Genomic DNA, 13,274 nt, shown 5'->3' on the forward strand with positions numbered 1-13,274 from the left:
GAGGGACACTTAACCACCAGAACTATGTGTTGATCATGGAGGAGCCACCGGTGGAGTTCGACGTCACGATCGAGATTCCGAAGGGTTCGCGGAACAAGTACGAGGTGGACCACGAGACCGGTCGGATCCGCCTGGACCGTCGACTCTTCACTTCGACCAGCTACCCGGCCGACTACGGCTTCGTCGAGAACACCCTCGGCGAGGACGGCGACCCGCTGGACGCGCTGGTCATCCTGGACGAGCCGACCTTCCCCGGTTGCCTGATCCAGTGCCGCGCGATCGGCATGTTCCGGATGACCGACGAGGCCGGCGGCGACGACAAGCTGCTGTGCGTGCCCGCGCACGACCCGCGGGTGGAGCACCTGCGTGACATCCACCACGTGTCGGAGTTCGACCGCCTGGAGATCCAGCACTTCTTCGAGGTCTACAAGGACCTGGAGCCCGGCAAGTCCGTCGAGGGCGCCGACTGGGTGGGCCGTACCGAGGCCGAGGCCGAGATCGAGCGGTCGTACAAGCGCTTCAAGGACCAGGGCGGTCACTGATTCTGCCGTCGCCGAAGGGGCCGCACGCACGTGCGGCCCCTTCGCGTATCTGTGCGCATACTGAGGCTTGCGATACGGGTCGTTCAGGGAGCGCTACGCAGTGACGGACGCGGAGGACCGCAAGCCGAGGTCGGACGAAGCGAGGACTGTCTACGACTCCGAGGTCACGTCGGAGTTCGCGATCCCTCAGGGGCTGGCCACCCCCAGGACCGGCGGTGAGTCGGAGACGACGTCCGAGTTCGCGGTGCCGGACGGGCTGGAGGTGCATCCGCCGGCGTTCGACGAGCCGGAGGGGTCGGCGTTCAGTACGCCGAAGATGTACCGCGCGCGGCAGGCGCCGCCCGCGTTCACGCCGCCGAGCGGCATCCCTGTCGTCAGCCTGACGAAGGACCTGCCCTGGCAGGACCGGATGCGCACGATGCTGCGTCTGCCGGTGGCCGAGCGGCCCGCACCGGAGGCGGTGCACAAGACGGAGGACGAGGGCCGGGCCGTCCCCCGCGTGCTCGACCTGACCCTGCGTATCGGCGAGTTGCTGCTGGCGGGCGGTGAGGGCGCGGAGGACGTCGAGACGGCGATGTTCGCGGTCTGCCGGTCCTACGGGCTCGACCGCTGCGAGCCGAACGTCACCTTCACGCTGCTGGCGATCTCCTACCAGCCCTCCCTCGTCGACGATCCGGTGACGGCCTCCCGGACCGTGCGGCGCCGGGCCACCGACTACACGCGGCTCGCGGCCGTGTTCCACCTCGTGGACGACCTCAGTGATCCGGAGATCTCGATCTCCCTGGAGGAGGCGTACCGGCGGCTCGCCGAGATCCGCCGCAACCGGCACCCGTATCCCACCTGGGTGCTGACCCTGGCCAGCGGGCTGCTCGCGGGTGCCGCCTCCGTGCTCGTCGGCGGTGATCTGATCGTGTTCGTCGCGGCCATGCTGGGCGCGATGCTCGGCGACCGGCTGGCGTGGCTGTGCGCGGGGCGGGGGCTGCCGGAGTTCTATCAGTTCACCGTCGCCGCGATGCCTCCGGCGGCGATCGGGGTCGCGCTGACCGTCGCCCACGTGGACGTGAAGGCGTCCGCCGTCATCACCGGTGGGCTGTTCGCGCTGCTGCCCGGGCGGGCGCTGGTGGCGGGCGTGCAGGACGGGCTGACCGGGTTCTACATCACCGCGGCGGCACGGCTGCTGGAGGTCATGTACTTCTTCGTGGGCATCGTGGTCGGGGTGCTCCTGGTCCTCTACTTCGGTGTGAAGCTGGGTGCGGAGCTGAATCCGGACGCAGCGCTGGGGGACACGAACCGGCCGCTGTGGCAGATCGGTGCGTCGATGCTGCTGTCGCTGACGTTCGCGGTGCTGTTGCAGCAGGAGCGGTCCACGGTGCTGTGGGTGACCCTCAACGGGGGTGTCGCCTGGACCGTGTACGGCGCGATGCACTACCCGGGTGATCTGTCGCCGGTCGCTTCTACGGCCGTGGCTGCCGGGTTGGTGGGGCTGTTCGGGCAGTTGCTGTCGCGGTATCGGTTCGCTTCCGCGTTGCCCTTCACGACAGCGGCGATCGGGCCTCTGTTGCCGGGGTCGGCCACGTATTTCGGGTTGTTGTCGATCGCGCAGAACCAGATTGACGAGGGGTTGGTTTCGTTGGCCAAGGCAGCGTCGCTTGCCATGGCCATTGCGATCGGCGTGAATCTCGGGTCGGAGATCTCGCGGCTGTTCCTGCGGATTCCCGGCGGGGCTGGGGCGGGGCGCCGGGCGGCCAAGCGGACGCGGGGTTTCTGAGCGCCTAGGAGCTCGGGTGCTTCTGTCCGGCGGCGACTGCGGGTTGTCTGTGGTTGATCGCGCAGTTCCCCGCGCCCCTGACGGGGCGCTTCACATCCCTCAGTTCCGCGGGTAGCCGTCCTCGTTGTACGGGTACTGCTGCTGCGGGTACTGCTGCTGCGGGTACTGCTGCTGTGGGTACTGCGGCGGGGCGTACGACTGCTGGGGCTGGTGGTAGTAGTCGCCGTACTGCTGGTCGCCGTACTGCTGCTGGCCCTGGTCGGTCGGGGAGATGCGGCGGAGTTGGGTCGTGGCGTCGTCCATGACCTGGGGCTGGGGCTGGGGGGGCTGCGGCTGCTGGGGCGGGGTCTTCTTGTTCTTGGAGCGGGCCCGGAGGAGCTCGATGATGATCGGGACCACGGAGATGAAGACGATCAGGATGAGGATCGCTTCGATGTTCTTCTTGACGAAGTCGATGTCGCCGAGCCACGCGCCGAGCGCGGTCACGCCGGCGCCCCACAGGATGCCGCCGACGACGTTGAAGATCAGGAACGAGCGGTACCGCATGCCGCTGACGCCGGCGATGATCGGCGTGAAGGTGCGCACGATGGGCACGAAGCGGGCCAGGACCAGGGACTTGGGGCCGTACTTCTCGAAGAAGTCGTGGGCCTTGGTCACGTTCTCCTGCTTGAAGAAGCGGGAGTCCGGGCGCGTGAACAGCGAGGGTCCGACCTTCTTGCCGAACATGTAGCCCGCCTGGTCGCCGAGGATCGCGGCGACGCAGATCAGGACGATGGCGCCCCACAGGGGGAAGTCCAGCTGCTTCGAGGTGATCAGCAGACCGGCCGTGAACAGCAGGGAGTCACCCGGCAGGAAGAAGCCGATCAGCAGACCCGACTCCGCGAAGACGATGAGGAGCAGGCCCCACATCCCGAAGTTGTCCAGCAGCGTGTTCGGATCCAGCCAGCTCGGTCCGAGGGCAAGCGTCGTCACGGTTCCGGGCTCCTGAGGGGTTGGGAAGTGCGGTGGCCGGTGCGGCCGGACAAAGCTATCAACGCAAAGCGTCCGTCCCAGGTTCCACCGGTGTCTCCAGGATGCACTGTGCGGTCAGTGAGGCGAAGCTGTGGGTCATGGGCATCGAGGATTACGGCGGCGGCCAGGGGCCCCAGCCGGACGTATTGGTCGTGACGACGAACGACATCCCCGGATATCGCGTCCAGGAGGTTCTGGGCGAGGTCTTCGGGCTGACCGTGCGGTCGCGGCACCTGGGCAGTCAGATCGGCGCCGGGCTGAAGTCGATGATCGGCGGCGAGCTCCGAGGGCTGACGAAGACGCTGGTGCAGACCCGGAACCAGGCCATGGAGCGGCTCGTCGAGCAGGCACGCGCGCGTGGAGCCAACGGAGTGCTGGCGTTCCGCTTCGATGTGACGGAGGCCGCGGACGTCGGCACGGAGGTGTGCGCGTACGGGACGGCGGTGATCCTGGCCCGGGAGTAGGGCGACGCCCGGGCCAGGGGGTTACGAGGTGTGCCGGGCCGCGTTCGCCGTGATCGCGTCCCTGAGGTGTTCGGCGAGGCCGGGGCGCATGGAGTCGTAGAACGCCTTGAAGCGCTCGTCGGAGACGTACATCTCGGCCAGCCCTGTATGGAGTTCGTACGTGCACTCGTAGAACCACCGGGTGATGTGCCGCCGGTGCTCCTCGGCCATGTCCATGGCCCGCTCGCCGGTCGGCGGCTCGTCGGCGGCCATCAGGGCGTCATAGCGCTCGCCCCAGTCAGCCACCTCGGCCTGCATGCGCTTCCAGTCCTCCTTGGTGTAGCTCGCGGCGCGGCGCTGTGACTCGGCGTACGCCTCCGTGCCGCCCCAGCGCTGTTCCGCCTCCTCGGCGTACTGCTCGGGATCCTTGTCCCCGAACACCTCGAACTTCTCCTCGGGCGTGAGGTTGATGCCCATCTTGCGTGCCTCCATGGCGTGTTCCACGGCCGCCGCCATCTTCCGCAGCTTCTCGATCCGGGCGGTCAGCAGTTCGTGCTGGCGACGCAGGTGTACGCGCGGGTCCGTCTCCGGGTCGTCGAGCAGGGCGGCGACCTCGTCGAGCGGGAAGCCGAGTTCGCGGTAGAACAGGATCTGCTGCAGCCGGTCGAGGTCGGCGTCGCTGTAACGCCGGTGCCCCGCGTGGCTGCGCTCGCTCGGGACGAGCAGGCCGATGTCGTCGTAGTGGTGCAGCGTGCGCACGGTCACACCGGCGAATCCGGCGACCTGGCCCACCGAGTAGCTCACGGTTTCCGCTCCCTTCTGGGTACGCGCTCCAGGCTGGGGCCTCACGTTGCGTGAGGTGCAAGCCCGATTCCCGCCCGCACCCATATGCAGGAACGATGCGGCTTCACTCGGACGGGTGGCGCTACCGTCGTACCGGGAACAGAGACATGCACCGCCACCCACGATCTTCCCCATGGGAGCAGTCATGGCCGCAGAGGCAGACACCGAGCACCACACGCGGGCCACTCCTGAGAACTGGATGTTCCCGCCCAAGGAGGGCTGGACATGGGACCAGGTCAAGGAGCTGGACGTCCCGTTCGACTGGGAACTCGTGGATGGGAACATCGTGGTACGTGGGGCGACGACTTGGTGGCACGACCATGTACGGGACGAGCTGTTCTTCCACCTGCGGCGGGCGAAACGGGACCCATATGGCCTGAATACCGAACGCTGGACCATGTTCGATAAGAACAACGTGCCCAAGCCGGACATCGTCGTGTACGACAAAACCGAAGTTGACCTCTACACCATGGAGTGCACGCCGGTGGCATGCGTTGTCCTCGCTATCGAGGTAGTCTCCCCGGGCTCCCGTGGCATGGACCGTTTCCACAAGCCCGGAAGGTATGCCCAGGCCGGCATCGCCCACTACTGGCGCGTCGAGCGCGGCCAGGACGACATCCCCGAGGTCCACCAGTTCTGGCTCGACGAGGACAGCGGCGTCTTCATCCCACGCCCGGACCGCCCCGTCCACACCGACAAACTCAGCACCATCGTCCCCTTCCCCGTCGAGATCGACCTGCGCTCCCTGATCGAAGACTGACCCGCCGGGCGATACGCCCGATCCGTCCGTACCCTCGCAGAATGCCCCTCCACAAAGGCCCAGCCGAACCCGACGAGCGCCCCCTCTCCGTCAATCCCCTCTACGGCGAGGCCAACCCGGTCGCCGGTATGGCCCAGGCGCCGCCCAAGCACCGGCTGCCGGACCACCCCATGGCGCCCACGACGGCGTACCAACTCGTTCACGACGAGCTGATGCTGGACGGCAACTCGCGGCTCAACCTCGCCACCTTCGTCACCACCTGGATGGAGCCGCAGGCCGGGGTCCTGATGGCGGAGTGCCGGGACAAGAACATGATCGACAAGGACGAGTACCCGCGCACCGCCGAGCTGGAGCGGCGCTGTGTGGCGATGCTTGCCGACCTGTGGAACGCGCCCGATCCGGCGGCGGCCGTGGGCTGTTCGACGACCGGTTCGAGCGAGGCGTGCATGCTCGCGGGGATGGCGCTGAAGCGGCGCTGGAGCAAACGGAATCAGGGCGGCCGGCCGAATCTCGTGATGGGCGTCAACGTCCAGGTCTGCTGGGACAAGTTCTGCGCTTTCTGGGAGGTGGAAGCCCGCCAGGTCCCCATGGACGGCGAGCGGTTCCACCTCGATCCACAGGCCGCCGCCGAGCTGTGCGACGAGAACACCATCGGGGTCGTCGGCGTCCTCGGCTCCACCTTTGACGGTTCGTACGAGCCGATCGCGGACCTGTGCGCGGCCCTGGACGACCTTCAGAAGCGCACCGGCCTCGACATCCCGGTGCATGTCGACGGCGCGTCGGGCGCGATGGTCGCGCCCTTCCTCGACGAAGACCTGGTGTGGGACTTCCGCCTCCCGCGCGTGGCGTCGATCAACACCTCCGGGCACAAGTACGGGCTCGTCTACCCGGGCGTCGGCTGGGCCCTGTGGCGCTCCCCCGCCGAGCTGCCCGAGGAACTCGTCTTCCGCGTCAACTACTTGGGCGGCGAGATGCCCACCTTCGCGCTCAACTTCTCCCGCCCTGGCGCCCAAGTGGTCGCGCAGTACTACACGTTCCTGCGGCTGGGCCGCGAGGGCTACCGGGCGGTGCAGCAGTCCACCCGGGACGTGGCCCGGGGCCTCGCCGAACGGGTCGCGGCGCTCGGTGACTTCCGGCTGCTGACCCACGGCGACGAGTTGCCCGTCTTCGCCTTCACGACCGGTCCGGACGTGACGTCGTACGACGTCTTCGACGTCTCCCGGCGGCTGCGCGAGCGGGGCTGGCTGGTCCCGGCGTACACGTTCCCGCCGAACCGCGGGGACCTGTCCGTGCTGCGGGTCGTCTGCCGTAACGGTTTCTCGGCGGATCTCGCCGAGTTGTTCGTCGAGGACCTGGGCCGGCTGGTGCCGGAGCTGCGCCAGCAGCCGGGTCCGCTGACGCGGGACCGGGAGATGGCCACCGGGTTCCACCACTGAGCGGTTCGCCTGCTGCGGGCCGGTGGGGGCTGGTCGCGCAGTTCCCCGCGCCCCTTCGGGGCGCTGTGCGCCACCGGCCTCCACCAGTCCTGCTCAGCGACTCAGCCGCCCGAACCGTCGCACCGCCAGTGGGAAGAACACGGCGAGCAGGAGCAGTGGCCATACGACCGCTGCCCAGACGTGGCCCGGTTCGCCGCCCGGGCTGCCGAACAGGTCCCGTGCCGCGGTCGCGGTCTGGGACATCGGGTTCCACTCGACGACCGTGCCCAGCCAGTCGGGCATGGAGGAGGGGGTGGCGAAGGCGTTGGAGAGGAAGCCGACCGGCCAGATCAGGATCTGGACGGCCACCAGCATCTCCGGCTTCCCCGCCACCATCGCCAGGTGGATGCCGATCCACAGCATCGCGAACCGGAACAGCAGCAACAGGCCGACCGCGCCCAGGAAGCCTCCCACCGAGCCGTTCGCCCGCCAGCCGAGTGCGTAGCCGACGCCGATCATCACCGCCAGGCCGACCGCCGACTGGAACATGTCGGCGGTCGAACGGCCCACCAGGACCGCCCCGTTGGTCATCGGCATCGAACGGAAGCGGTCGATGACCCCCTTGTTGAGGTCCTGGGTGACGGCGAGCATGGTGCCCTCCAGGCCGAAGGCCATGGTGAGCGCGAGCATGCCGGGCATCAGATAGTCGATGTAGTCGCCGCGCACGCCCCGGCCGCCGCCGACGAGGTAGCCGAACATCACCAGCAGCATCACGGGGAAGACCAGCCCGACGATCACCTGGACGGGTTGCCGTGCCCAGTGGGCGAGTTCACGGCGGGTCATGGTCCAGGAGTCGGTCAGTGCGTATGTGGTCATACGGCCTCCTTCGCTCGGTCCGCCGTCAGATGCAGGAAGACTTCGTCCAGCGTCGGGCGCCGCAGCGCGACGTCCTCGGCCACGATCCCGGCCGACTCCAGGGCCCGTACGACCCCGGAGAGCGCCGCCATCCGGTCGGTGACCGGGGCGCTTAGCAGCCGGCGGTCGGGGTCGACGGAGATGTCGTCCTTCGGTACGGGCAGCAGGGCCACGGCGGCTCCCAGCTGTCCCGCGTCGCGCAGGACGACGTCGATGCGGTCGCCGCCGATCAGCCGCTTCAGCTCGTCCGCCGTGCCGTCGGCGATGACCCGGCCCAAGTCGACGACCGAGATGCGGTCGGCCAGTTGATCGGCTTCCTCCAGGTACTGGGTGGTGAGCAGGACCGTCGTACCGCCGCCGACCAGTGAGCGGACCGCGGCCCACACCTCGGCTCGGCCGCGCGGGTCGAGACCGGTCGTGGGTTCGTCCAGGAAGAGCACCTCCGGGTCGGTGATCAGGGAGGCGGCCAGGTCGAGGCGGCGCCGCATGCCGCCGCTGTACTGCTTGACCGCCTTGCGTCCGGTGTCCGCGAGGCCGAAGCGCTCCAGGAGCTCGCCGGCCCGCACGCGCGCGTGGCGGGCGCCGAGGTGGTAGAGGCGGCCGAACATCTCCAGGTTCTGGTGGCCGCCGAGTTCCTCGTCGAGCGCCGCGTGCTGGCCGAGCAGGCCGATGCGGAAGCGGACCGCCTGGGCCTCGGTCAGCACGTCGTGTCCCGCCACCTCGATGCGGCCGCTGTCGGGGCGCAGCAGGGTGGACAGGATGCGGACCAGGGTCGTCTTGCCGGCGCCGTTCGGGCCGAGCACTCCGTGCACCGTGCCGCGCCCGACCGCCAGGTCGAGCCCGTCCAGTGCCTTCTTGTCGCCGTACTTCTTGTGTGCGCCTTCGACGGTGATCGCCGTGTCGGCCACTGGGACTCCCTCGCTAGTCAAACTTGACTACCAGCTCGAAGATAGTACCCCGACCTCGATTAGTCAAACTTGATTAACGATGGTCCTCGGGATGCGGCTGCTTCGTCGCGTACGGGTTCTCCTGGCCCTCGGCGAGGACACCGACGAACGGCTCGCCCTCCCCCGCGAACGTGTACGCCCCGCCCTCGATCCGCTCGATGAGCCCCAGCGCCCAGGCGGCCTCGGCGTGGGCGGTGTGGATCCAGAGGTTCATGATCTCGCCGATGTGACCGAACTGTCCGGGTCCGTCCTCGGGGATGTAGTGCTCGGTGACGGCCGCGCGCCACTCCTCGATCCGCCGGATCCGCTCCTTGAGGAGGGCGACCGCCTCGGCCCTCGGCAGGTCCACCATGAAGCCGATGGCGGCCGACTTGACGTCCATCTTCTGGTCGTACGAGGTCAGCGCCTCGCGCACCAGCCGGAGGTATTCCTCGGTGCCCTTCTCGGTGATCTCGTACTCGGTCCTCGGCGGTCCGCCGGCCGTGGACGGCGCGATCTCGTGCGCGTGCAGCAGCCCCTGTTTCGCCATCTGCTTCAGGGCGTGGTAGATCGAGCCGGGCTTGGCGTTGGACCACTCGTGCGCGCCCCAGTACTCCAGGTCGTTGCGCACCTGGTACCCATGGGCCCGCCCGTGCTGACGGACCGCACCGAGCACGAGGAGACGGATCGCTGACATGCGGTCCAGATTAGGCCGTTCGTCGAGGTGCCCCGCGGCCCGGCGTCCTAGAACGGGAACCTGCTCCGCCCATGCTGTACCGAGATCCACTTCAGGGTGGTGAACGAGTCCAGCATGGTCTCGCCGTTGAGGCGGCCGAGGCCGGAGTTCTTCTCGCCGCCGAAGGGGACGATCGGCTCGTCGTGGACGGTGCCGTCGTTCACGTGGAACATGCCGGTGTCGATCTGCTTGGCGAAGTTCACGCCGCGCTCGATGTTGCCGGTGTGCACGGCGCCGCTGAGGCCGTACGGCGTGTCGTTGACGAGGCGGACGGCCTCGGCCTCGCCGTCGAAGGGGACGAGGAAGGCGACCGGGCCGAAGACCTCCTGCCTGAGGAGGGCCGAGTCGGCGGGGAGGCCGGTCAGGACGGACGGCTCGACCAGGTTGTCCGTGATCGTGCCGTGCACCAGGGCCGTCGCGCCCTCGGCGATCGCCTGCTCGACGGTGGCCGAAAGGGCGTCCGCCTGGGAGGAGTTGATGACCGGACCGATGACGGTCTGCGGGTCGCTCGGGTCGCCGGCCTTGAGGGTCCTGACCTTGGCGACGAACTTCTCGGTGAACTCGTCGGCGACCGAGCGGTCCACCAGCACACGGTTCGCGGCCATGCAGACCTGGCCCTGATGGACGTACCGGCTGAAGACCGCCGCGTCGACCGCATAGTCGATGTCGGCGTCGTCGAGCACCACCAGCGCGCTGTTGCCGCCCAGTTCGAGGACGGAGCGCTTGAAGTTCGCGGCGCAGACGGTGGCGACGTGGCGGCCGACCTTGTCGGAGCCGGTGAAGGAGATGACCTTCGGGATCGGGTGCTCGATGAAGGCGTCGCCGATCTCCGCGATGTCCGTGATGACGACATTCAGCAGACCGGGCGGCAGGCCCGCGTCCTCGAGGATCTTCGCGACCAGGGAGCCACCGCAGATCGGGGTGTTCTGGTGCGGCTTGAGGACGACGGCGTTACCCAGCGCCAGGGCGGGGGCGACGGACTTCAGGGACAGCAGGAACGGGAAGTTGAAGGGGCTGATCACGCCCACGACGCCGACCGGCGCGCGGTAGACGCGGTTCTCCTTGCCGTCCACCGGAGAGGGGATGATCTTGCCCTCGGGGCGCAGCGCCAGGTGGATCGCCTCGCGCAGGAACTCCTTGGCGAGGTGGAGTTCGAAGCCGGCCTTCAGATGGGTGCCGCCGAGCTCGGCGATGATCACCTCGGTGATCTCCTGCTCGCGCTCCTCGATCACGCGAAGGGTCTTCTCGAAGACCGCCCGGCGCGCGTACGGATTGGTCGCGGCCCACTGCTTCTGGGCGCGGGCCGCCGCCTGGTACGCCTCGTCGACCTCGTCGACCGTGGCTATGGTGATCGACGCCAGCTTCTCGCCGTCGTACGGGTTGAAGTCGATGATGTCCCAGGAGCCTGTGCCCGAGCGCCACTCACCGTCGATGTACTGCTGAGCCAGGTCGGTGAAGTAGGACGACATGTGATCCCTCAATCCCTAGCAGACACCGATCGACTGCCATCACCGTCGATCGACTTCACGGTCTGATCACAAGTCATCGTACTTGCGTTTCAAGAGAGTTGAAGGAGACCTCGGAGAAGATCGCGGCTCTCGCCGGGCCCCGGGCTGTCCTGCTGAAGTTCCTTCAGCGCCTTCTCGTACTGGGCCACGTCCTCGTGCTTGTCGAGGTACAGCGCGCTGGTGAGCTGCTCCAGGTAGACGACGTCCGACAGGTCGGACTCCGGGAAGGACAGGATCGTGAACGCGCCGGACTCGCCGGAGTGGCCGCCGAAGCTGAACGGCATGATCTGCAGTCGTACGTTGGGCCGCTCGGAGACCTCGATGAGGTGCTGGAGCTGACCGCGCATCACCTCGCGGTCGCCGTACGGCCGGCGCAGGGCGGCCTCGTCGAGGACGATGTGGAACTCCGGGCCGCTCTCGTCGACGAGGTACTTCTGCCGCTCCAGGCGCAGCGCCACCCGCCGCTCCACGTCCGCCTCGCTCGCGCCCTTCATACCGCGCCGGACGACCGCGCGGGCGTATGCCTCGGTCTGCAGCAGTCCGTGCACGAACTGCACCTCGTAGGCGCGGATGAGGGAACACGCGCCCTCCAGGCCCACATAGGTGGGGAACCAGCTCGGCAGGACGTCCGAGTAACTGTGCCACCAACCCGCCACGTTGGCCTCCCTGGCGAGTGAGAGCAGCGAGGTGCGCTCCGACTCGTCCGTGATGCCGTACAGCGTCAGCAGATCCTCGACGTCCCGCGTCTTGAAGCTCACCCGGCCCAGCTCCATCCGGCTGATCTTCGACTCGGAGGCACGGATGGAATACCCCGCGGCCTCGCGCGTGATGCCACGTGTCTCACGCAGTCGCCTGAGTTGCGAGCCGAGCAGCATCCGCCGCACCACCGATCCGGGCTCTCCCGCGCTCACGTTCGCCAGCCTCCCCAACCGTCTTCAGGGCCCGAAGTCTGCCACTAAAACACTCCGAGCAGTACTCGTCCGATTACAGAGATGGAAAGAAGCCAAAGATTCCACTCGGGTTCAAGGGGAGAGGGGCCACCAACAGGAGGGAAGTGGGCAGAAAAAATGACCAAGAAGTGGTACGGGAGGGTCCAATTCGGTCGCGTGCACGTGCATCTGCCCTTGCATCTGGTTGGCGCATCCGAAACCATGGTCCCGCGTCACCGCTGCATCTGCATCGCAACGACCGCGATTCCCGGGAGTGCCTCGCATGGGGACGAATGGATCGACCATGCTCGAGCCGTTACGGCAGGGCCTTCCGCCGCTGGATCCCGCGGCCGTGTCCAACGCCGCCTCCTGTGCCCTGCCCGCCCGCTACGAAGCGGTGCGCGAGGCGCGGCAGTTCACCCGCAGAACGCTCGACCAGTGGGAACTGAGCGACCGCTTCGACGATGTGTGCCTGGTCGTCTCCGAACTGGTCACCAACTCCCTGCGTCATGCGCTGCCGGGGCCCGCCTGCGTCACGGAGCAGATACCGCCCGTGCGGCTGCACCTGATGCGCTGGACCGAGCGGCTGGTGTGCGCGGTGCGTGATCCCAGTGACGACAGCCCGGTCGCGCGCGATTCGGACGACTTCTCGGCGGAGTCCGGCCGCGGCCTGTTCCTGGTGGACTCGTTCAGCGACAGCTGGGGCTGGCATCCGCTGGCCGGCACCATGGGCGGCAAGGTCGTCTGGGCGCTGTTCCTGCTGTCGGCGCCGAGCGCGGCCGAGTGATCCACCGCGGCCCTTTCTGGGGCCGCGGTTCTACGCGCGTTACGCAAGGCCAGGGGACGACCACCGTCAGTTGTCGCCTGGCCGGCCGGTTCCCGGTCCGCTGCCTGGACCGGGTCTCAGCCCGCTATCAAGTGGTCGAACTCGCCGTCCTTGATGCCCAGCAGCATCGCCTCGATCTCCGCACGCGTGTAGACGAGTGCGGGACCGTCCGGGAAGCGCGAGTTGCGCACGGCGACCTCGCCGCCGGGCAGCCGCGCGAACTCCACGCAGGAGCCCTGCGAGTTGCTGTGCCTGCTCTTCTGCCAGGCCACCCGCAGTTGGGCGGCGGCCATGCCGTTGTACACGCCGGACGCGTCGGCAACGTCGTACACGTCGTGGTCCACAGGTCGCTCCCCGGTGGTGCACTGGCTGGTGAGGCCATTGATGCAGTGGTCAACTTGACCCGGATCATAACCGTGTTCCAGTGCAGATGCATGGGCAGATGCACGTGCACGCGCGGTGGTCCTGCGGTTACAGCTTGGGCGGCCCCTTCACCGAAGCTCTCCAGCGTCTGCCCCGGGGACCGGATCGGATTCCTCGTGTCCTAGGAACAGACGCGTTCCACGCCATTCCTGTTCCATCGGCCGGGGGATCGTGCCGCTGCACGAGCAGAACGGGGCCTGCCGGGGAGAGCAGGCCCCGCGTCGGCGCC

14 protein-coding genes are annotated in these 13,274 nt (G+C 68.0%); 6 read left to right on the top strand and 8 right to left on the bottom strand.

The genetic code is table 11. The features are described from left to right. Nucleotides 1-50: 50 nt before the first annotated feature. Entirely contained in the window at nucleotides 51-542 is a 492-nt protein-coding gene (locus OG828_RS22315) for an inorganic diphosphatase (RefSeq protein WP_030599677.1), read from the top strand. A 100-nt stretch (nucleotides 543-642) separates the two neighbouring features. Further along, nucleotides 643-2,310: a threonine/serine ThrE exporter family protein gene (locus OG828_RS22320; protein WP_328439262.1), complete on the top strand. Its 1,668-nt coding sequence runs from the start codon at nucleotides 643-645 to the stop codon at nucleotides 2,308-2,310. Nucleotides 2,311-2,409: 99 nt separating this feature from the next. Here OG828_RS22320 and OG828_RS22325 read toward each other — a convergent pair whose 3' ends face one another. After that, complete coding sequence (locus OG828_RS22325) at nucleotides 2,410-3,282, bottom strand: DedA family protein (protein WP_328502102.1); 873 nt, start codon at nucleotides 3,280-3,282, stop codon at nucleotides 2,410-2,412. Nucleotides 3,283-3,419: 137 nt separating this feature from the next. Between OG828_RS22325 and OG828_RS22330 the strand changes: the two genes are divergently transcribed. Continuing rightward, nucleotides 3,420-3,785, top strand: a complete 366-nt coding sequence (locus tag OG828_RS22330; RefSeq protein WP_328359637.1) for a YbjQ family protein — start codon at nucleotides 3,420-3,422, stop codon at nucleotides 3,783-3,785. Between the two features lie 21 nt (nucleotides 3,786-3,806). Here the strand turns inward: OG828_RS22330 and OG828_RS22335 are convergent, their stop codons facing one another. Then, the gene (locus OG828_RS22335) at nucleotides 3,807-4,568 is read right to left on the bottom strand and encodes a MerR family transcriptional regulator (protein ID WP_328502103.1); all 762 of its coding nucleotides are present in this window, start codon (nucleotides 4,566-4,568) and stop codon (nucleotides 3,807-3,809) included. Nucleotides 4,569-4,752: 184 nt separating this feature from the next. Here OG828_RS22335 and OG828_RS22340 point away from each other — a divergent pair, with 184 nt between their 5' ends. Both OG828_RS22340 and OG828_RS22345 read left to right on the top strand, forming a co-directional pair. Beyond that, nucleotides 4,753-5,367, top strand: coding sequence for a Uma2 family endonuclease (locus OG828_RS22340; RefSeq protein ID WP_328359643.1), 615 nt, complete (start codon nucleotides 4,753-4,755; stop codon nucleotides 5,365-5,367). A gap of 41 nt (nucleotides 5,368-5,408) precedes the next feature. Further along, the gene (locus OG828_RS22345) at nucleotides 5,409-6,803 is read left to right on the top strand and encodes a glutamate decarboxylase (protein ID WP_328502104.1); all 1,395 of its coding nucleotides are present in this window, start codon (nucleotides 5,409-5,411) and stop codon (nucleotides 6,801-6,803) included. A gap of 93 nt (nucleotides 6,804-6,896) precedes the next feature. On the opposite strand, the gene OG828_RS22350 is transcribed toward OG828_RS22345, so the two are convergent. From OG828_RS22350 to OG828_RS22370, 5 genes are all read right to left on the bottom strand, one after another. After that, nucleotides 6,897-7,658 (bottom strand): ABC transporter permease, encoded by a 762-nt coding sequence (locus tag OG828_RS22350; RefSeq protein ID WP_328502105.1) that lies wholly within the window; start codon nucleotides 7,656-7,658, stop codon nucleotides 6,897-6,899. Further along, nucleotides 7,655-8,605: an ATP-binding cassette domain-containing protein gene (locus OG828_RS22355; RefSeq protein ID WP_328439266.1), complete on the bottom strand. Its 951-nt coding sequence runs from the start codon at nucleotides 8,603-8,605 to the stop codon at nucleotides 7,655-7,657. The genes OG828_RS22350 and OG828_RS22355 overlap by 4 nt, the downstream gene beginning before the upstream one ends. Nucleotides 8,606-8,678: 73 nt before the next feature. After that, nucleotides 8,679-9,320, bottom strand: a complete 642-nt coding sequence (locus OG828_RS22360; RefSeq protein WP_328359655.1) for a PadR family transcriptional regulator — start codon at nucleotides 9,318-9,320, stop codon at nucleotides 8,679-8,681. Nucleotides 9,321-9,367: 47 nt separating this feature from the next. Continuing rightward, nucleotides 9,368-10,828 carry an aldehyde dehydrogenase family protein gene (locus OG828_RS22365; protein ID WP_328502106.1) on the bottom strand — a complete coding sequence of 487 codons (1,461 nt, stop codon included), beginning with the start codon at nucleotides 10,826-10,828 and terminating at the stop codon, nucleotides 9,368-9,370. Between the two features lie 89 nt (nucleotides 10,829-10,917). Further along, a complete protein-coding gene (locus tag OG828_RS22370; protein WP_210578028.1) occupies nucleotides 10,918-11,742 on the bottom strand; it encodes a helix-turn-helix domain-containing protein in 825 nt (274 codons plus the stop codon). Between the two features lie 358 nt (nucleotides 11,743-12,100). Here OG828_RS22370 and OG828_RS22375 point away from each other — a divergent pair, with 358 nt between their 5' ends. After that, the gene (locus OG828_RS22375; protein WP_246886070.1) at nucleotides 12,101-12,583 is read left to right on the top strand and encodes an ATP-binding protein; all 483 of its coding nucleotides are present in this window, start codon (nucleotides 12,101-12,103) and stop codon (nucleotides 12,581-12,583) included. A 116-nt stretch (nucleotides 12,584-12,699) separates the two neighbouring features. On the opposite strand, the gene OG828_RS22380 is transcribed toward OG828_RS22375, so the two are convergent. Then, a complete protein-coding gene (locus OG828_RS22380; RefSeq protein ID WP_210577948.1) occupies nucleotides 12,700-12,966 on the bottom strand; it encodes a DUF397 domain-containing protein in 267 nt (88 codons plus the stop codon). Nucleotides 12,967-13,274: the final 308 nt, after the last annotated feature.

The sequence above is a fragment of the Streptomyces sp. NBC_00457 genome, assembly GCF_036014015.1.
In the GTDB taxonomy this organism is placed as follows: domain Bacteria; phylum Actinomycetota; class Actinomycetes; order Streptomycetales; family Streptomycetaceae; genus Streptomyces.